The sequence below is a fragment of the Sphingobacterium faecium genome (assembly GCF_003054045.1).
Classification (GTDB): domain Bacteria; phylum Bacteroidota; class Bacteroidia; order Sphingobacteriales; family Sphingobacteriaceae; genus Sphingobacterium; species Sphingobacterium faecium.
The window spans coordinates 690,967-712,006 of record NZ_QBKH01000002.1 but is presented as its reverse complement, the minus strand read 5'-3'; the positions used below and the strand labels follow the sequence as shown (position 1 = coordinate 712,006).

At 37.2% G+C, this 21,040-nt stretch carries 11 protein-coding genes; 2 read left to right on the top strand and 9 right to left on the bottom strand.

Going from position 1 to position 21,040, the window contains the following annotated elements:
• Window positions 1-10 precede the first annotated feature (10 nt).
• The 9 genes from C8N37_RS07245 to C8N37_RS07205 form a co-directional block, all read right to left on the bottom strand.
• Window positions 11-1,285 (bottom strand): TIM barrel protein, encoded by a 1,275-nt coding sequence (locus C8N37_RS07245; protein ID WP_045755050.1) that lies wholly within the window; start codon window positions 1,283-1,285, stop codon window positions 11-13.
• A gap of 77 nt (window positions 1,286-1,362) precedes the next feature.
• Entirely contained in the window at window positions 1,363-3,471 is a 2,109-nt protein-coding gene (locus C8N37_RS07240) for a bifunctional aldolase/short-chain dehydrogenase (protein ID WP_108158272.1), read from the bottom strand.
• A gap of 16 nt (window positions 3,472-3,487) precedes the next feature.
• Complete coding sequence (gene rhaT / locus C8N37_RS07235) at window positions 3,488-4,564, bottom strand: L-rhamnose/proton symporter RhaT (RefSeq protein WP_108158271.1); 1,077 nt, start codon at window positions 4,562-4,564, stop codon at window positions 3,488-3,490.
• A 188-nt stretch (window positions 4,565-4,752) separates the two neighbouring features.
• Window positions 4,753-6,495, bottom strand: a complete 1,743-nt coding sequence (locus C8N37_RS07230; RefSeq protein ID WP_211322212.1) for a RagB/SusD family nutrient uptake outer membrane protein — start codon at window positions 6,493-6,495, stop codon at window positions 4,753-4,755.
• Between the two features lie 70 nt (window positions 6,496-6,565).
• The gene (locus C8N37_RS07225; RefSeq protein ID WP_211322211.1) at window positions 6,566-9,577 is read right to left on the bottom strand and encodes a SusC/RagA family TonB-linked outer membrane protein; all 3,012 of its coding nucleotides are present in this window, start codon (window positions 9,575-9,577) and stop codon (window positions 6,566-6,568) included.
• Window positions 9,578-10,049: 472 nt separating this feature from the next.
• Window positions 10,050-12,068, bottom strand: a complete 2,019-nt coding sequence (locus tag C8N37_RS07220; protein ID WP_108158270.1) for a DUF2264 domain-containing protein — start codon at window positions 12,066-12,068, stop codon at window positions 10,050-10,052.
• Between the two features lie 2 nt (window positions 12,069-12,070).
• Window positions 12,071-13,330 carry a BNR repeat-containing protein gene (locus C8N37_RS07215; protein ID WP_244914359.1) on the bottom strand — a complete coding sequence of 420 codons (1,260 nt, stop codon included), beginning with the start codon at window positions 13,328-13,330 and terminating at the stop codon, window positions 12,071-12,073.
• Between the two features lie 109 nt (window positions 13,331-13,439).
• Window positions 13,440-14,678, bottom strand: coding sequence for a DUF2264 domain-containing protein (locus C8N37_RS07210; RefSeq protein ID WP_211322210.1), 1,239 nt, complete (start codon window positions 14,676-14,678; stop codon window positions 13,440-13,442).
• Entirely contained in the window at window positions 14,675-15,787 is a 1,113-nt protein-coding gene (locus C8N37_RS07205; protein ID WP_108158268.1) for a glycoside hydrolase family 88/105 protein, read from the bottom strand. The genes C8N37_RS07210 and C8N37_RS07205 overlap by 4 nt, the downstream gene beginning before the upstream one ends.
• Before the next feature lie 484 nt (window positions 15,788-16,271).
• Here C8N37_RS07205 and C8N37_RS07200 point away from each other — a divergent pair, with 484 nt between their 5' ends.
• Together C8N37_RS07200 and C8N37_RS07195 are read left to right on the top strand one after the other, a co-directional pair.
• Window positions 16,272-20,324, top strand: coding sequence for a hybrid sensor histidine kinase/response regulator transcription factor (locus C8N37_RS07200; RefSeq protein WP_186812813.1), 4,053 nt, complete (start codon window positions 16,272-16,274; stop codon window positions 20,322-20,324).
• Window positions 20,325-20,407: 83 nt separating this feature from the next.
• Window positions 20,408-21,034, top strand: a complete 627-nt coding sequence (locus C8N37_RS07195) for a 3'-5' exonuclease (protein WP_153195234.1) — start codon at window positions 20,408-20,410, stop codon at window positions 21,032-21,034.
• Window positions 21,035-21,040: the final 6 nt, after the last annotated feature.

Below are 21,040 nucleotides of genomic sequence, written 5' to 3'. Positions count from 1 at the left end.
GTTTTCGCTCTTATAATCCCGTTGCCACAGTATTTACACCTCTCTCCGCGATTAATTGACTTCTGATTTCATTTTCTTGAAAAAGCTGGACAGGATCAATTGCCCCTCCCATTCGCAATCTTGCCTCCGCCACTAGCGCTCTAACATCTGTTCTGAAAGCATCTTGCAATAGTTCTTGGGCCTTGACAATATCATTGCTTTGCTGTGCCTTTTTTAAAGCTTCACGATCAACCAACAGCGCCTGTGCATAAGCAATTTTAATGGCTTCTACAGATTGTAATAAATCAATCAACGGATCTTTTAAATTGTGTGAAGCATCAATCATCCATCCTAAACCAGAAGCGTGATCCATACCGTGAAGGTCCATCCCATCGATTAATTCATTAAAGATCAAAAAGAGTTGATAAGGCTTGATACTTCCTGCCGTAAGATCATCATCGGCATATTTACTATCATTAAAATGAAAACCACCCAATTTTTTTTCCATTAACAACAAAGACACGATCTGCTCAATATTTGCATTCGGCAAGTGATGCCCCAGATCAACCAAGGTATACGCTTTGGGACCTAGCTTATTGGCCAGCAATAATGATTGTCCCCAATCTCCAATTGTGGTAGAATAAAAATGAGGTTCAAATGCTTTATACTCAACAAATAATTTCCAATCTTCGGGAAGGTGATGATAGATTTCTTGTAAGCTAGCAAGCGTATTTTGAAATGCTTCACGAAAATTCAATTGACCCGGAAAGGACGATCCATCAGCCAGCCAAACTGTTAACGCTTTAGATCCAAGGGATTTTCCATAATTAATCACCTCAATATTATGATCAACAGCCTGCTTACGCACTCTTGGATCGACATGATGCAATGAACCATGTTTATAGCTGTAGGCTTGATGGGGTTGATCTTGAAAGGTGTTCGAATTCACTGCGTCAAATGCGATCCCTAAAGAACCTGCCAATTGCTTTATTTTATCAGCGTCCGTAGGGATATCCCAAGGAATATGTAAAGAAATCGCTCCGCTGGATTTATTTAAAGCATGCAATAATCCAACATCTTCTAATTTTTGCTCCAAATTTCCTGGCTCTCCGGCACCAGAAAATCGTCCAAAACGGGTACCACCAGTACCAAGAGCCCAGCTAGGTATTGCAATTTGAAATTGCTGAAGCTTTTCTAAAATGTAGTCTAGATGGGTAATATCCGAAGAGAGATGAGTAAAATTTCTTTTATGTTTATCGAGTAATTGATTATTATGTTGATCTACGACCTGTTTGTTTAGTATCATAATTAAATGGGTTAATGATTAATAATTTAAAGAAATATCGAGTGAATTTCCTCCACTCGATATCTAATTGCTTTTAATTAGCGTACAAATGCCATTGCAACCCCGCCATCGACGTTCAGAACATTTCCTGTAGATTTATTTAACAAACCGCTCACATAAACAAAACAAGCATTTGCAATATCCTCAGGAAGAATAATCTCGTTCAATAAAGTACGTTTAGCATAATAAGCTGGCAATTCCTCAACACTTACACCATATGCTAGTGCGCGGCCTTCTGCCCATCCACCGGCCCAAATATTACTATCAGAAATAACCGCATCAGGGTTAACCACATTTACGCGTATTTTTGAGGGACCTAATTCCGCAGCACACAAACGGCTTAAATGTAACTGTGCTCCTTTAGCACTGCCATAAGCCGCATTGTTAGGACCACTGACCAACGCATTTTTACTAACAATATTAAGAATGTCACCCCCTATATTTTGTCCCTTTAAGATTGGAGCAACTGCTTGAGTAACTAAAAACTGACCTTTTACCAATACATTATACAGTAAGTCCCAGTCCTTTTGAGTATGATCTTCAATCGTTTTAGAAATGGATAATCCTGCGTTATTGACAATGATATCAACACCTCCAAATGCTAATGCAGCATCATTAAGTGCTTGTTTAATCTGCGCTTCGTTTGTTACATCGAGGATCGTGGTAATAACGGCATCTCTACCAAATTCCGATACAAAATCTTGCTCACAAGCTACAAGTCGTTCGGCATTGATATCATTTAACACGATAACAGCTCCTTCTTGTGCCATTTTTTTTGCAATAGCTTTACCAATACCGCCACCACTTCCGGTCACTAGCGCAATTTTACCTGAAAGGGCCTTAGGTCGTGGCATACGTTGCAATTTTGCTTCTTCCAACAACCAATATTCAATATCAAAAGCCTCTTGCCTTGGCAGTGCTGTATATGCACTAACAGCTTCTGCACCTTTCATCACATTGATGGCATTGGTATAAAACTCGGCAGCCACACGAGCAGTTTGTTTATCTTTTGCAAATGAAAACAGACCTACTCCAGGATATAAAACAATGACTGGATTTTTATCTCGAATAAGGGGACTATTATCATGCTTACAATTTTCATAGTACTCCTCGTACATCAAGCGATAGTCTTCAAATAAGGGTTCCAATTTTGTTTTCAGTTCTTCCACATCATCCAAATTCTCAGACTTATCCAAGTGGAGTACCAAAGGCTGAATTTTAGTTCTTAAAAAATGATCGGGACAACTTGTTCCCAGAGGAGCTAATCGCTCCAGATCATGAGAATTAATGAACTCCAATACGCGTTCATCGTCTGTAAAATGTCCGATCATATGACGTTCGCTTGAACAAAAACCTCTTAGTATTGGGGCTAATTTTGAAGCTTGAGCATTCCGGTCTTCCTTTTGGAGACTTTCGATCTTTTGTCCGCCAAATACAGGACCTCTTTGACCATAATTCTGTTCCAGATATGTGGCACAGGTTTCAATAATATCCAATGAATTGATATAGCAATCGTAAGCAGTATCCCCCCAGGTAAATAAACCGTGAGATCCCAACATAATACCTCGGATATCTGGATTTGCATGAAGACAAGCCTGCAATTGTAATCCTAAATCAAATCCAGGACGCTGCCAATCTACCCAACCAATGGCACCATGAAACAGTTCTTCCGTAATTTTCTTTCCATCTTCTGCTGCGGCTATTGCGATTGCAGCATCAGGATGTAAGTGATCAATATGTTTGAAAGGTAGAAAACCATGCAATGGCGTATCAATCGAAGGAGCCTTAGAACTTAAATCAAAAATACAGTGATTGAATAATTCCACCATTTCATCTTCATAATCGATCCCTCTATAAACATTTGCTAGATGACGTAAACGCTGCAGATATAATGCTGCAAGCCCTGATTTTTTTAAGGTACCAATATCGCCTCCAGATCCTTTTATCCACATCACTTCAACATCTTCATCTGTGAGTGGATCTTTCTCCCAGACTTTACAAGAAGTATTACCTCCTCCATAATTGGTAATTCTTAGATCTGCGCCTAAAATATTTGAACGATATAATAATAAAGCAACTTCATCGCCTTCCAATGATTTCGCTTTTTGATCGTCCCACAAGTAATTGACATGTTTGTACGTTTTCACTGCTATATATATTAAATTAATTTTCTAAAGTTCTTGCAAATCCGACGACACAGATTGAAATAATAATTGTCACTATTCCAGCTATTATGGATCGATATGTTTTCTTATTCACTCCCTTCCATTCTTTCAATACCACCCCCCAAGCATTTGAAATCAAAATAATAAATGCCATATGAAGAATCCAGGAACTGGCACCATTACCCAAGCGACTCTCACCCATTCCATAAAAGAAAAATTGCAAGTACCAAGTCGTACCTGCTAACGCGCACAACAATAAATTCTTACCTTTCGGAGCATCGGCTTTGGTATAATCTGAAAAGGTATTATTTTTAAACAACAGATAGACACACCAGATAAAATTTGTCGTAAAACCACCCCAAAGAATAATGATATAAGTAACATTATTTTGATAAAGAAACTCTCCATGGTTAGGATGATTTGTTTTCCATATTTCATTGGCTACATCGGCCAAGGGTTTACCAGACTCGATTCCGAAATTAAAACAAGCACTAAGCACGCCTGAAATAATAGCGACCACAATGCCTAAACCAAAATTATAATCAGATTTAGTTTCCGTGGAAAGTGACGTGAGGTCTTTTTCCTTTGATATACCAGCTTGACCACATAAACAAACACCAATAACACAAATCAATAAGCCTATTAAAATGCAGATACCAGACTGATTAATGAAAAAATAATCAATACCATGTTTGCCTGCCGTTTCGTTAAAGAAATAATAGATACTCGGCATCAATGATCCAAACACCATACTTAGACCAAGAATAATACTACTACCCAAAGAAACACCCAAGTACCGAACCCCTAAACCATAGGTTAATCCGCCTATGCCCCACAAAAGACCAAATATAAACGTGTAACTCAAGGTGGAATAACTGGCTAATCGGATGATATTTACAAAATCAGGAATGGTTAACCAGGCAGCTATAGGGGGTACGATAATCCAAGAAAATAGCCCTCCCAAGATCCACATAGATTCCCAAGACCATCCCTTTACTTTCTTATAGGGCACATAAAAACTTCCTGACGCAAACCCGCCAATGAAATGGAATAATACTCCGAAAACAGCATTCATATGATATATTTTAGGTATTTGACATCAACTAAATTAAAAGATTTCTGCACGTAAACTGTTATGCACTGTTATGTGCAGCTGCACCAAAATCAGCGCTAAAAGCATCAAGCCGTACCTAACAAAAAAGGCCAATTTTCAATATGCTGAAAATTGACCTTTTTACAATTATGACAATAACATAAAACAGATTATTTATAACCTAAATTTTGTTTAAGTCCCTCTCCCTCTTTATTATTTAATTGAATTTCACTCAAAGGAATAGGAAGTAAAGCATTATAATCTTGGAAACCACTGATGATTTTATTAGCAGGTCCTTGATCACGATTTAATCCAATACGTTCTTTAAGTTTATTCGTTCTCACTAAGGTCATCCTACGATTTTCTTCCGAGATCAATTCACGTGCACGTTCATCAAGAATAAAATCAATAGTCATGTTTGATGCTAGAACCCTTCCTAGAGCTGTATTTCCAGATTGACTACGAGCTTCTTTAAAAGAACGGTCTCTCAACTTATTGATATCATCAGCCGCACCACCTAGGTTATTTTGTCTCAGACGTGCCTCTGCCCTTAATAGATACGTTTCTCCAAACCGCATGACTGGCCAATCTTTGACCAATGCATAGCCAAAATCATCTATCGGATCATAACCACCCCATTTAGTTGGGAAAGGATACCATACTTCCAGACTGTCTGTACGAAAAGGAATCACTTTATCACCAGTTTTTATCGTCACATTTCTAACCCCTGCACCTTTAGCAACACGATAACCATCGGCATCCAGACCGATTTCTGTACTCCATGGTGTTACTACAACATTGTTGACGGTCATATTAGGTCGATTATAATTCGTAGTCCTTCGGATATTATAATTGCTATTCCGAATATCACCTTGAAGTCCTTTCCAGACTGTATACTTCATAAAATTGCTTAATCTCAAACGTCCATTCCCCCTTCCACCTAAAGAATCAGCATTTAACATTCCATCCCACTTGTGGTAGGAAGGTTGCCATACACGACGATGCTGCGGATTATCGATGGTTCCACCATTCACTTCGCGATTAAATTCAACTTCAAAAGTCCATATGGCTTCGGTATTTCCTTGAGCACGGCGCATATTGCCCTGTCTAAACATATCTCGAAAAGCATCGCCACCCTCATTTAAGTATTTACCATATCGGGCGTCAATTAATTTATAACTGCCACTTTCAATGATGGCTGTTGCCATGGCTTCTGCTTTAGCAAAATAAGCAGGATCTCTCATGCCCATTCGAAGATAAACTTCAGCGGCCAATTGTCTTACCATATCTTTATTGATCCGGCTTGGTGCAACAGCTTGTCCAACATTAGCCAATTCCTTAGCCGCATATTCCAGATCTTCAACAATCACTTTGTCCACTTCTACAGTAGAATTTCGTACATAATTGAACGTTGGAACTTTAATAGAAGTAGTCAACAAAGGCACATCTCCCCATAGCGTGACCAACATATGATAAGCATAAGCTCTAAAGAATCTTGCCTCTGCTGCTGCCTTTGGATTAGTATCTCCTACAGCTTCGATAATGCTATTTGCATTGTTAATAAACTCGTAACAGCGTTGCCATAAGTAGCTTACTCCACCATTTTCTGGATTGAGATCGGCATATTGAAAAAAAGCATTTTCCACACCTTCCGTAGAACCAGCATTTGCGATATCAGTACCGATCTGCCAACACGACAGAAATCCTTGACGCCCACTGTAACCCCACAATTGACCAAAAGTCGCATGCAAACCTAAAACTCTATTTTCTATTGTTGATGGATCACTATTTCCAGCTTCGTAACTAGAATAGGGTTTCTCTTCCAGAAAATTCTTACTACAAGATGCAGAACCTAACAAAAAGATCGCAAAGACAGGTAATAACTTATTTTGAATATTTATTGATTTTTTCATCAGTATATATTGTTTTTTATCGGTGATGAAGCTATCATGAGCGTTTACTCATGATGGCTTCATGATTTCATTAAAAGGTTAAATTAACTCCAAGTACATAGGTGCGAACCATTGGATAATTTAGATGAGCATTATCAGATCCACGAGTGTTATCTCGAGCTTCGGGATCCCAGCCAATCCAATTGGTCCATGTATATAGGTTTCGGCCACTGACATAAACCGTAGCCCCATTGATCCCCAATTTATTCAAGGTATTTTGTGGCATATTGTAACTTAAGGTCACATCTTTCAACCGTGTAAAACTTGCATTTGATGGAAATCCATACCCATAGGTATTGGAACGATTACTCAATGAACGCCATTCGTTACTTTTATTTTCAGGAGTCCAATAGCCCAATTCTGCAGGCGTACTTTTACGTCCCATTTCATCTGCAGCCGAACCGATCTGCGGGTTATTGCGTAGTGCTCCTTGCACCGTATTGATAAAAATATTTAATGAAAATGCTTTATAGCTAAATGTATTGGTAAGTCCAGCGGTCCATTTCGGGGCAGTTTGTCCCAATACAGATCGGTCGTCCTCATTAATTAGACCATCACCATTTAGATCCGCTAATTTTACACTTCCTGCTTCTGCTTGTTCATCCCATCCTTTATTAACTCCCGCTTTTATTTCCTCTTCCTGCCAGATCCCCACTTTGGTAAAATCATAGATGATACCCAGCGGATGTCCGATCAACCACCTATTGCCCAGATCTTCTTTTCCATCACCATAAACTTCTACAATCTTATTTTTATTGCGGGAGAATACAACCGTACTGGACCAAGTAAAATCATTCTTCACAATATTTTTGGTATTCAGCGTCAGGTCTATACCTGTATTAGCAACCTTTCCAATATTAAAATACACATCTTCAAAACCCGTAAGTCTTGGAAGGCGCTGTTTTAAAAGTATATCATAAGAATTGGTCTTATACACATCGATGCTTCCACTTATTCTGCTTTTAAATAATCCGAAGTCAATCCCTGTATTGAATCCCTTCGTTTTTTCCCATTGCAAATCATCATTTCCCATTCTCTTACGAATATTCAATGCCGTATTGGATAAGCCTTTCATCGCAATAGTACTGGCATCCATTAACGAAAGCGTTTCATAAATTCCAATAGCTTCATTTCCAGAAATACCGTAAGATATTCTCCATTTTAAATTGTCCACCACATCTTTAGTGCTATTCATGAACGATTCATTATGTATATTCCATGCGACAGCGGCAGATGGAAACATGCCGTATTTATTATTTCTACCAAAGATAGAGGCCCCATCTCGACGTGCAGTTACTGTAAATAAATAACGGCTATCGTAAGAGTAGTTTAATCTACCCATTTGGGAAATAGAGCGGTACAAGTCGGCTTGAGAAGACACTTTCTGTGTGGCGGCAGCACCTAGATTACCCCATTCCAAGGCATCGTTAGGGAATACCTCTCCTGTAGCAATAGCCTGTTGCCAATATTTACTTTTGGAGGCATATAATCCTGTGAAATCAAGATGATGCTTACCAAAATCCTTGTTATAGGTTAATATATTCTCTACTGTATATGACTGAGATTCACTGTTGGTGATACGACCCATCCCGGCAAAATTATAAACACTCTCCCCTTCATATTCATTAGTACGACCAGGGACATAAGAATATCCTGCATTGAGTTTATATTTCAGACCAGCCAGCGGTTTGTAAAGCTCCCCAAAATTAAGATCTGCATAACCGTTGAGGGTGATATTAAATTGACGACGCTCTGGATTTAATGTCGTTGGTAAAAGTGGATTGGTCCAGAGCTGTTCCGAATACATGGGATGCTGTGTTAACGTGCCATCATCGTTATACATCTTGGCATAGGGGCTCATTGCCGCGGCCTGTAGAAGACTCGCACGTCCACCATCTCTATTATGCGCTATGATATAAGATGATGTACCTACCGATAAATATTTAGTTGGTTTAAAATCTGTATTCGTTCTAAATGAATACCGTTTATAGTTATATCCTAATAAAACGCCTTTTTGATCCAAATAATCTCCAGAAACATAGTATTTGGCATTCTCACTTCCACCTGATAAGCTGACATTGTGATTCTGGATCACACCGGTCTGCATCACCGCATCCAACCAATCGGTGGTCACACCATTGGTGTAATTATCAAACTCATACTGATTGCGAACCGGACCACCATTATATAACGGACTATTATTAATGCGGGCATATTCAGCATAGCGTTTTAACAGCTCTTCTCCCGAAACGGGCTTAAGAATATGGGCAACATTTTCTACACCGCCATAACCACTGTAACGAATACGCGGGGTTCCGGATGTACCGCGCTTTGTGGTGATCAAAATAACACCATTAGAACCATTCACACCATAAATCGCAACAGCTGATGGATCTTTTAAGATCTCGACCGACTCAATATCATTGGGATTAATATCGTTAACTGATCCATCCGTGCGCGATAGCGGAATTCCATCAACGACAATATACGGTTCTGAAGATGCATTGATCGAGTTCTTACCTCGAACTTGAACATTTGGAGCATCTCCAGGTATAGAGGATGCTTGCGAAACAGTCACATTGGATACGGCTCCTTGGATGGCCTGCATCACATTCGTAACCGGAATTTTTGACAATCGATCCTTTGGCACTGATGCCACAGAACCCGTAACATCCGATCTCTTTTGTGTTCCATATCCGACTACAACTAATTCGTCGAGTACATTTTCAGATGGGATAAGCGTAACATCGACAATCCCCCCCTGAGGCACGATCACTTCCTTTTCCTGATATCCTACTGAAGAAATAATTAAGGTATTTCCGATATTTGCCTGAATGGTAAAACTACCGCCCGCATTTGATTGTGTACTTGCAGAACTTCCTTTTACTTTAACAGTGACATTACTTATATTTCTTCCTGTAGAAGCGTCTCGAATAGTTCCTTTTATGGAAGTTCCTTGACCATAAGTAGTCATCGCTATTAAAAATAAACTATTTAATAACAATGTATTTTTTGCGTATTTATTGCAATAGTGGGTTAACATAATTTACAATTGGTTTTTAGATTAGAATTACTATTTTATTCAATTTATTATAGGATCATACCATTATCCTATAATCCCCCTACAGGTTGATTTCAACTTGATCCCATCATCGTATTGTTTATATTTTTGTTTATAATTGGCACTTATCAAACTCAGAAGATCGCTCGATACAGTTCCATTGTTTAGGAAAAGAAACATGCTGCTGTGCTATTTTCAAATTCCTTGTTAGGTCAAAATTATAGCGGATTCGCTTATAAACGGTTTGAAATCGATTCAATAAGGTTCAAAATCTATTCAGGGAAGGCGATTATTCACTAAAAATCAATAAAAAGTAAAAACCATTTTAGGTAAAGGGTGCCTTCGCTACCTATTACATAAAATGGTTTTTAAAATTTTGTTGCGGTATCTGCTAGTTCTTACTCATCAGCATGCACGCTTGCATTTAAGTTTCACAATTCAGGTAATATCAGAGTTAATCTTTGGCTGTCAAATTCACGGTTTGATAACGACCATTTTTCCAACTGATTTTTACTTGATCCATGTTTAGGTCCCATTTTTTTACAGGGAACAATTCTTCATTTTTCCACTGCTCACCCGATTTTTTCCATAACATCAACGTCGCGAAAAAACGCTTTTGATCTGCACTGGTATTTCCAATTACATTCAAGACTTTACTGTTAGCAGTAACTGGATTTAAACCTTGAGCACTTACGATTTCAACATTTCCCCAGTTCTCAAGTGGAATAATAGCCAACTGATACTGTCCATTGTCGATGATCGTTGCTGTCCATTTTTTATATTTAATTTGATGCTCAACAATTGCCCTACCCTCATATTGAGGCAAAGCATAGTGTCCCAAACGCAGCGCAGCAGTTTTTTGACTATGCACCTGATCCACACGCAAGATTCCATTAGGAAGTATCACATCTGCAAGTTGCAATCTGATCGTCGAATCCGAAGCTAATACGGCATCCCTATAATAAATTCCATTCTGATAGCCTTTGAATTTATAGCGGCGAAGTGACTCCCATTTTGTCCCATCGATTTGAAACATATAGTTCATCGATACTTCACCATTCTTTCCATCTGCCTGCCAAGGAAATGCGCTATTATAAGCCAGCTTATTATAATTTTCAGTTCCCTGATAATAACCCACTGTCTTACTATCACACCAAGCCCTAATCTCTGAAGCGCCAATTTCTGCATAATCAGTAATCAATATTTCGGCATCAGGAGCAAATGAGTTTAAGACCTTCACTTTTGGTATCTCACTTTCCCAAGCACCTAAATTTTCATTTGCTGTCCAAAATACATTATCATCCGGAATGAGCAATCCTAAAAATATTTTACCCAACCAAAAAGCACTTCCTCTGCAGCTATACTCTTGCACAGCAGGTTCAAATGCTCCATAAAAACCAAGTGTAGGAATACCTTCAGATAAAAAATCAGGCTGTTTCAGAAATTGTAGCAGTGTTCCTGATGCAATTCTTCGCATCCATCCATAATTGATGCTTTGATCCTCAAGAAAACCCATCAATGGAAAGGGAACAGCAGCTCCCATTCGATAGGCAATACTTCTCCCCCACATAATCATTTCCCCGTCCTTGCTGAACATATAAGGATAATGACCAACCATTTCTCTTAAATGAGTCCTGAACTTCTTCGCATAATCTGGATACATCTGATCGCCATAATAGGTAGCCCATAAAGTTCCGTACATCTGATACCCCCACATACTATAATAATCATAATAGGGCTGGTCATTATACCAACCATCCCCCCTATAATCAGATAAACACTTCTCCAGCAATTCTTTTAAATAATCTTCACGTATTGGGTAACCTTTACTCTTAAAAAAGCTTAAAATCATGACATTAAAAAAACGCCAATTCATATCAATAGTAGGTCCGTTGCCATAACTTAAGAGTGTATGCGCTAAAGTATCCTTTTTCTCCTGTGATAACGGGTCCCATAAAATTTCGGGAGCAGCCATTAGAGATACTGCCAAACCGCCGAATTCAACAAGCTTTTGACTTGGCCCTCCTTTTTTGGGTAAGGGTGGTATGAAACTCGTCGAATGTGGATTCACTAACTGCGTAATCTGATGCCGATAATAATCGGCAATCTTTATACCTCCAATTTCATAATCTGGATTTTCCTTCATCAAAGGCAAAGCAATAAACAAGGTCCTACAAAGTCCCTCCAACCGTTCTGTTTCCGTATGAACGCCGTCTCTAGGATAACTTCGTCCCGGTTGTTTAGGAAACTCCATTGGGCTATCCAGATTACTGACATAACTAAAGGCACCCTTTAAAAGATATTCGGCTGCATCTAACCAATGTTGACGGTTCATACCGGTATAGGGACTGAGATTCAGATCTGGATTTCTAACATTAAAAACAGTATCTCTTGTCCCTTGTCCAAGCATATCCGTGGGATAAGATAAAATGAGTATGAAGCAGGATATCATCCTAAAGAGGTATTTTTTCATAATTAATGTTTGATTATATTTTGTATTGACTTGAGAGTGGGCGTCCATTCAATAACCCTAACCTTGCTTGGACCAGACTCCAAAAGTCCTTCACCATCCTTTTGATCAGTAGCTTGAACAAACAGCGATAATCTCCTCTTGTTTCGCCACATTTCTGTATCATAACTGGGTTCCCATGCTCCTAATGATTCGTCATTCAAATCAAATAGTTGATAATCATCATCCGTCAACTTATTTAAGTTCAATACAGAAGCTCGACTTAATCTTTCCTTATCTCGGAACAAGAGCATGACAGCAACTTTGTCTCCTTTCCCTTTGACCATTAATTGGGGTCTCGCTATAGGTATTTCTTTTGTTCCATGTCCACTCAAACTGAAAGACATTTTTCTAAAATCAAAAGAACGGACTTGCCAAGCACCTTTCCTATAATAAATAAGCTTATATTGAGGAATAGTAGAACCTTCTGCGCGCCAATAAGTTGCAATAAATGGATGACCATCATCATCTGCAGCCATCGATGTCTGATTGATCAATTCACTATTTTGAGGAATACGCACCGCGTATTCCGCGGTTGATTCTTTTATGGGTAATGTATATTGAACTCCAGCAGTAGACTCCCAAGTGAGCCCTCCATCCTTTGAACAAGCATATGCCATATCATGATTACTGGCTACATCAGGACTCTCTCGCCAAACCCACGACAAATGTATCGTTCCTTGGGTATCAACATAAGCCTGCCAATAAGCATTTCGTTTCCCTTCTCCATCGATTAAATTACGATGCAGTCTAGTCCATTTTTTATTAGTGGGATCATAACTGTTCATAACAAGATTTCCTGATCCAGAACCGCCATCACGATAAAGAAATAATAATGAACCATCAGGCATTTTGAAAAATTCAGGGTAGGTCACATACTGTTCATCTTTCCCGATCATAGACTGCTCAGGTCCTAAATCTAACGTATGTGGCTGTTTCGTCCTAGCATATCGTAACTGACCATTATGATGATCCCAACAAACGTGTAAATATCCCTCTCCATCAATCATGATACTGATAATATTATGTGCATCCTGAGCTCTGCCCGAATATTCAGTAACCTGTAGCTGCCAGCTCTTCTTGTTCAGCTTTCTTTTTCCCAATACAACTTTTCCCTTCTCGTTGTAATAGGCTATGTATTGAAACTTCGCATCACTGACGAGAGAGTTTTTTCGAAAAACAGCTGTATTGACCGTATTCTTGGCCCAACCGTCTCCAACATCCATAATCTGAACCTGTTGGTTTTGCGAAAAACAGAAATTTAAGGAAAGGATCATATAAAAATGAAACCATAAAATCCTATAAAACGTACTTAACCCCATGACTAATAGCTTTTTATTGAATGACCTTACTTTGATCTTTTTTCCAATCCTGTCCAGACCAAATACGCTTAGAACTCCATTCTTCTTCTTTTGAAGTCCAAAAACTATCTTGTTCAGATAATCCAAGCGGTAAAAAAATCGTACTGCATAAATATGGACTTCCTTGATTGTTATAAAAATCCCCTAATCCGGGTTGATCTCCATATAGACCAATCGTTAACCAGTTTTGATGATAAGTAGATGGACTTTCAAATGTTTTCTTCAAAACGGCAGATAAAGCCGCGCGGACTTGTCCCTCAGTCAGCTCTTTGGGTAATCGTTTTTTCAAGGCCATGTCTGCCAAATGATGAAAGGCTGCTCCACGATAAATGACTGACCTTCCAGATGGAGGAAAAGTACCATCTGTATTAATCAACCTTTCCAATATAATGGCATATCGTTGGTTACGTAGTTTGATTTTCGCAAACATGCCATCATAATTTTTAGTTTTTTGCTCGATGACATCCATAATTCCAGATAAAAAAGGATGAATAACATAACTATTGTAATAATCATATGCATAATGAGGACCATCCATATACATACCATCCCCAACATACCATTGCTCCAATTGTTGCAGGGCATAATCTACTCTCATAACATCCCATTCTTTACTGTACTGGGCTAGAAAAGCTTCATTCATGGCAGAAAAAAGTAACCAATTGGAAAACACCGGTCTAAATTGACGTGTCGTTTTGATTGCCTCAATCAAATGACCTTGAGTTACAGGACCCAGATGATCCCATAACCAAGGACAACGCAAAAAAGCAACTGAAATAAATGAGGCATCCACTAATTGCTGCCCACCTAGATCAAAACGCATAAAATCATTTGCATTACTATCTAAGGCATTTTTTAATGCTTGAATAGTCCAATTGCGATATTGTTTTCTCAATACTTGTTCTTCTTCCGAACCGTCATTCAAAGCCAGCCAAGGCGATATTCCGCTTAAAACTCGTCCTAATACTTCTACATATTGCACTTGAATGCGATGTTCTTTATTGTCAACCGCTATAGAAGTAATTTGAGGCATATTGATCTTTAGACTGTCATGAGCCAAACTACGCATAACTGGTCTTGCCATACGATCCATCTCCTTTAACCAAAAGGCTCTTGAAGTTTCTTTCCCTACTACAGTATTTTTCTTCTGCCCATAAGTCACAGTGGCGAAGCATATCAATACCCATAATGTCCATACATTTTTCATCATCATTTGCTTAAATATCTGTACATTTCAACACCCGCCAATAAAAATGCTCCCACACCGAATGGTGATGTGGAATGGGCATCAACGACTTGACCTGGTATGGCCTTTTCTCCGATAGGCTGAATATAACCTACTTTCCCATCAGGCTGCAAAGCAATATTACTTAAATAATGCCATCCTTTTTTTGCGGCACCATCAAATTCTTCACGATTCAAAATCCCGTTGTTAATTCCCCAGAGAAGTCCATAAGTGAAGAAAGCCGTTCCACTGGATTCTTTACCTGGTGCATGTTCAGGATCCAGCATACTTCTCGTCCAGAAACCCTCCTTCTGTTGACACGCTACAATAGCATCCGCCATATCTTGAAAACGTTTTGCATAATGTTTATAATGAGCATTGTCTTTGGGTAGATCTTGTAGTACTTTTGCTAATCCCGCGAATACCCAACCATCACCCCTTGCCCAAAAGTCTTTTTTTCCATGAGCAGTCTTATGTTTTGGATAAACATATTTCGCATCCCTATAATACAGTTTTTCATCTTGATCATACATGATACCATCTGCATACTCCAAATATTCATGTAGCTTTTCTAAATAGAGCGGATTTTTAGTTAAGTTGTACATTTTGGTCATCACGGGCATGACCATATATAGTCCATCGGCCCACCACCAGTAATCATGCTGTTTGGTATGAATTTGGTAATCCATCACTTCTTGAGCTCGGGCTATTTTGTAAGCTTTGGGATCGATATGATAAAGATCAATATACGTTTGAAAACAGATCTGCCAATCGCCAAACAGCACATAGTCATCGGTCTCTCCATAACTATATTTCCAATTCGCTTTATCAGTTGATTTTGCCCCCTTCCATTCATTAAAATTCGCCCAATCTTCGGTATATTTTAAGAAGTTTTTATTTTTAAACTCTTTATAAAATTCCATATTTCCACTGTGATAAGCAGCTTGATCCCAAAATGCCCAAACTTGAGGCTTATGGTTGGTCTGCCAATAGTGATTCGCCAGATTCAATTGAGCCAAAACATCACTCTTTTTAAGATCTTGTCCAAAGGCAGAATAAGTAATTAGAAGAAAATATACAATAAAGTATTTGCGCATATATTAAGGTTTTAAGGTTAAAAAAATCCAATCAACAGTGTTTAGCAGATCTAAATATTATTGGAGATTGGTCAAATCAAATCTAGATAAAATGCATACATCTGATGTTTAATTTGGGTTTATTCAACATACAAAATTGGATCATTTTATGGCTTAAGCACACTTCTATATACCAATATTGCTTAAAAAAAGATAATTATTCCATTTTTTTTAAAAATAAGTGTTTATAATACATTTATTTTAAATAACATTCTATATCTTTAAAAAAGATACCAATTTGAATCGGACTTTTTGAACCAGTTAGATGCTCAATTAAGACGGAAGGAATTAGCAATTTAGCGCTAACCATTATTGATTAAGGAATTAAATTATGCCTCCATTTTTTCTTATGTTGTTTAATTCACCGGCTTTTTAGAGAAAGGTGATGAAAACAGAAATAAGTGAAGGACAAATTGTAGATCTGATTAGATTAAACCAATTGATTATGAAAAATACATATCAAATCTTATTCTTCATTATATATTTACTTTTTCATATCCAAGTTAATGGTCAACAAATGGGATTGAACCCCATTGCTAAAAATAATGAATTACCCTCCTTGACCATCAATCAAACTTGTCAGGATAAGGATGGCTATATCTGGTTTGCATCTACACAGGGATTAAGTAGATATGACGCCTACAATATTTTAAATTTCAAATTAAAGACCAATGATGGCAAAACCGCCACCAACCAAAATATTAAAACATTAATAGAATATCAAAATTACCTCATTCTAGGCACAGATAAAGGATTATATACCTTAGAAAAAGAAAGCTACCTGATCAAGCCCTTCCAAAATAACCTACAAGCTACAACACGTATTACCACACTATTGATTGATAAAAAAAACAGATTATGGGTCGGATCAGACAACGGTATTGTGGTATATAACAAAGACTTATCCATCATCCAAAATTATCAAGATGATCACAATCCCATTTACAAAATACCATCGGGTACTGTTAATACCATCTTTGAAGATAAAAAAGGCAATATTTGGGTAGCAATTTGGGAACAAGGATTATTTAAATTAGATATTCAAACAAATCAATTCATTGCGTACCCAAAACTTGGAACACGTAACAATCCCTTTAAGCTATTTGAAGATCATAACAAACAACTCTGGGTATGTACCTGGGGGGATGGGGTTTACTTATTTAATCCGAACAATAAGAAGAACTTATATCAAGAAATAGAAATCAAAAACAAGCGTCGAAACATTGGAAAGGAAGATTTATTCTATAACATCGTACAAGACCGGCATCGCAATTATATTTGGATCCTTTCGTTTTCTGGTATATCTACCTTTCAATATGTAAACGGAGCACTCAAAGAAGTCAATATGGCTCCATATTTTGATCATACAACCAATATCTTCAATGATATTTATCAAGATAGATTAGGGACATTGTGGCTGTCTATCGGTGGAAAAGGTATCTCAACGATTAGTTTTGATAAACCTCTTATTCAAAATTACACCTTTAAAGAAATTAAAAGTCGATATAGCATCGCCCCCAATGTGAATATGTTATACCGAGATGAAAAGGGTATATTTTGGTTCAATCTGGAACGTTTTGGTTTTGGAAGTTTAAACCCTAATGATGGTTTATTAAACACGTACAGTAATGCGAATTTACGTGAATTGATCTCCATTAGAGCAGCTAGCTGTGCCATTGATGTACAGCATGAACTGTGGGTCGGTTCTGCTTATGAAGCTACTATAAATGTTTTCGAGAAACAGCACAACAATATCAAATTAAACTATAAGATAGATTTAAAACGTGAAGCAAACCACTCGGGTGTTCCCATATTTTTTTTCCAAGATAACCAGTCGGGAACTTGGATCGCAACAAATCAAGGTGTATTATATAGAGATGCAAAAAGCAAAAAAATAAAGCTGATCACAAAAATAAAAGATCAAGCGGTTAGCATAGCAGAAGATAAAAAATCAAATATCTGGATAGCCACCAAAGGAAGCGGCATTTATTATATCAATAAAAATGATCCAGATCAGATCTTGCAACATATTGGTCAATCAACAGCAATTCTCAAAACGAACCAAATTGAATCCTTAGATATTGATAAAAATGACAATCTATGGATCGGAACCAAAGATAATCGCTTACTCTATTATCAAACTGGTTTAAAAAAAATGGAGGAATTGGCAAATTCGGCATTATTTGGAAAGAACCAATTATTAGATATCGTTTGCCTCGATAATACCGTATGGCTTTCTAGTACCAGAAATATATTTAAAATAAATGCACTCAATAAAGACATTTTAGAATTTACATCGACTGACAGTCTCCAAGTCAATATGTTTTCCAAAAGAGCATTCACGATTGATAAAAAATCAAACTCGGTCTACTTTGGAGGATATAACGGAATGGTTAGATTGGATGATAATAGCAATATCCCAAATTATAAAGCTAAAGTTCAAGTAACAGATATCAAGATTAATAACAAGTCCATTGTCCTGGAATCCAATCAAAAAAAATTTAATTTCAATCAACAGATACTGACATTAGAACCCGACGATCAAAATATAGAATTTTCCTTTTCATCACTTGGCTATACCCAGGATAACAAACTTCGATATGCCTATAAGTTAGAAGGTATTGATCAGGATTGGATCAATGCATCTCGAGATCGGGTATTCGCAGCATATAATAATCTAGGAAAAGGATCTTATCGATTTTTAATAAAATCAACTGATTTAAATAATAAATGGAATACGACAATTACCGAAATTAATATTTACAAAAAAGCTGCATTTTATGAGAGCAATTTAGCCTATTTCTTATATGCATGCCTACTGATCGGTATATTTTACTATTTCATTAATTTTACCCTACATCGTTTAAAATTAAGAAGTGATCTAAAAATAGCCCAAATAGAAAAAGAAAATGCACATGCATTGGCGCAGTCCAAACTCAGCTATTTTACAGGTATTTCCCATGACTTGCTAACACCACTAACCATCATTTCTTGTTTAGTAGACGACGTTCAAATGACCACAAATCATCATTTAAGTCAGTTCGAAAAAATGAGATTGAATCTAGATCGCCTAAAACGCTTATTGCAACAAATTTTGGATTTTCGAAGAATAGAAAATAATTTGATGGAGTTGAAAGTTAGTCAAGAACATTTGCCCACATTTATAAATCAATTGAGCCATGTTTTTTTTAGTCCATTAGCCATTCGAAAAAATATTGAATTTGAAATCAATCATGGAGAATGTACAACCGATATCTACTATGACGCGGATAAAATGGATAAGATTCTTTTCAATTTACTCTCTAACGCCTTTAAATACACACCTAAAGATGGTAAAATCAGCCTTTCATACTATATAAAAGAAGATAAAAAACAAAAGCTGCTCTATCTTTTTGTACGCGATAACGGTATGGGAATCGATAAAGATGAATTAGATAAAATATTTAAACCATTTTATACCAATAAATCATTTGTTAATCAAGAAAGCAATGGGATTGGTCTGTCAGTAACTAAAGAATTAGTAGACATTCACTTTGGGGAAATCAGTGTCGAGAGTTTACCTGACCAAGGAACTTGTTTCCAGATTGTATTACCTGTCGGTAAGGAGTTTTACGTTAATAAAGGATATCAAATATGGGATGAGTCTTTTCCTAAAAAAGATGAACTTATTTATGAAATTAGTGATTTGGAAACAGCAATCCATGACATCACTTCTGGAGACCTCCATAAACTACATATTTTATTGGTAGAAGATAACGAAGATCTGCAACAGACCATGTCAAATATTTTATCAAAAAAATACCATGTCCATGTCGCTTCCGATGGAAAAAAGGGTCTTGATCTTTTAAATAAAGTCGATATTGATATTATTGTCAGTGATATTATGATGCCCGAAATGGATGGACTTAGCCTATGTAGAGCTGTCAAGCAGCATACGGAAATTAACCATATCCCAGTATTATTACTTACAGCAAAGAATAGTATAGAAGATCGAATTGAATGTTATCAAGCTGGAGCCGACGGCTATATCAGTAAGCCTTTTGATATTAAAGTACTGGAAGCCAAAATTCAGAGCTTTGTCATCAATAAAAGGACAAAGCAAATCAACTTCAATAACAATACACAAATTAATATCGCTACTTTGGATTACACACCAATTGATGAGCAGTTTCTACAGCGAATGATCAAAGTTGTTGAAGAGAACTTAAGTGATGATCAATTTGATATTATTAAGCTGGGGGAGATGCTCGCACTATCTAAATCGACATTATACCGAAAAACCAAAGTCCTGCTTGATTTATCACCGAGTGAGTTTATAAAAAATATTCGCTTAAAACATGCCTGTCAAATGATGGAAAAAGATAAATCCATTACGGTGAGTGAGGTGGCATTTGCTACTGGTTTCTCTGATCCCAGGTATTTTGCGACTTGTTTCAAAGCATCATTTGGAATAACACCTACCGAGTTTCAAAAAAATACAACGGTACAACACGTGTAGTCAATCTTTTTTTTATCATTTGGCTATCCGTATGATCGATAATTTACTTATTTTTAATCACAAATAGCATAGAAACACTCTTTTTGAAAAAGTATATATTATTTCTGGATACAGAAACCTCCGATCTTCCAAAGAAATGGAATAAAAAATACAGTGATATTCAAAATTGGCCTCATGTACTGCAATTAGCATGGATCATATTTGATACGGAGGTTAACGAAATCAAACGGACAAACAAATACATCTATGAACCACTGATCCCTATAAGTCGAGAATCAGAAAAAATTCACGGTCTAACACCACATTTTTTGAGAGAGCATGGCGACAACAAAAAAAACGTACTTCGAAAATTAGCGCATGATTTAAAAAAATACAATCCTTTAATTGTTGGCCATTTCTTATCATTTGATTTACAAGTATTGTGCGCTGAATTTGTTAGGGTAAAACTTCCTGTCCCATTTCAGCAATTTCGCTATTTTTGTACCTTATGGCATAGCAAAAAATATGTACGAAATCCCAATATGGTATATATGAATCTGTCGCTGTTACATGAAACGTTGTTTACAACATTGCCAGACAATATGCATCATGCTGAAAAAGATGCCGAAATAACTGCAAAATGTTATTTTGAAATGATACGCAGAAATGAACTTTCAATAGCAGATGTTGAAAACCAACAAGCTCAATTTCTACCTATATTTCAACCCTAAATCCAC

Coding starts and splice junctions, on each gene's coding strand:
- C8N37_RS07245 (WP_045755050.1), bottom strand. CDS start 1,285: ATGATACTAAACAAACAGGTCGTAGATCAACATAATAATCAATTACTC.
- C8N37_RS07225 (WP_211322211.1), bottom strand. CDS start 9,577: ATGTTAACCCACTATTGCAATAAATACGCAAAAAATACATTGTTATTA.
- C8N37_RS07215 (WP_244914359.1), bottom strand. CDS start 13,330: ATGGATGTTGGAGACGGTTGGGCCAAGAATACGGTCAATACAGCTGTT.
- rhaT (WP_108158271.1), bottom strand. CDS start 4,564: ATGAATGCTGTTTTCGGAGTATTATTCCATTTCATTGGCGGGTTTGCG.
- C8N37_RS07205 (WP_108158268.1), bottom strand. CDS start 15,787: ATGCGCAAATACTTTATTGTATATTTTCTTCTAATTACTTATTCTGCC.
- C8N37_RS07220 (WP_108158270.1), bottom strand. CDS start 12,068: ATGAAAAAATACCTCTTTAGGATGATATCCTGCTTCATACTCATTTTA.
- C8N37_RS07210 (WP_211322210.1), bottom strand. CDS start 14,678: ATGATGATGAAAAATGTATGGACATTATGGGTATTGATATGCTTCGCC.
- C8N37_RS07230 (WP_211322212.1), bottom strand. CDS start 6,495: ATGAAAAAATCAATAAATATTCAAAATAAGTTATTACCTGTCTTTGCG.
- C8N37_RS07200 (WP_186812813.1), top strand. CDS start 16,272: ATGAAAAATACATATCAAATCTTATTCTTCATTATATATTTACTTTTT.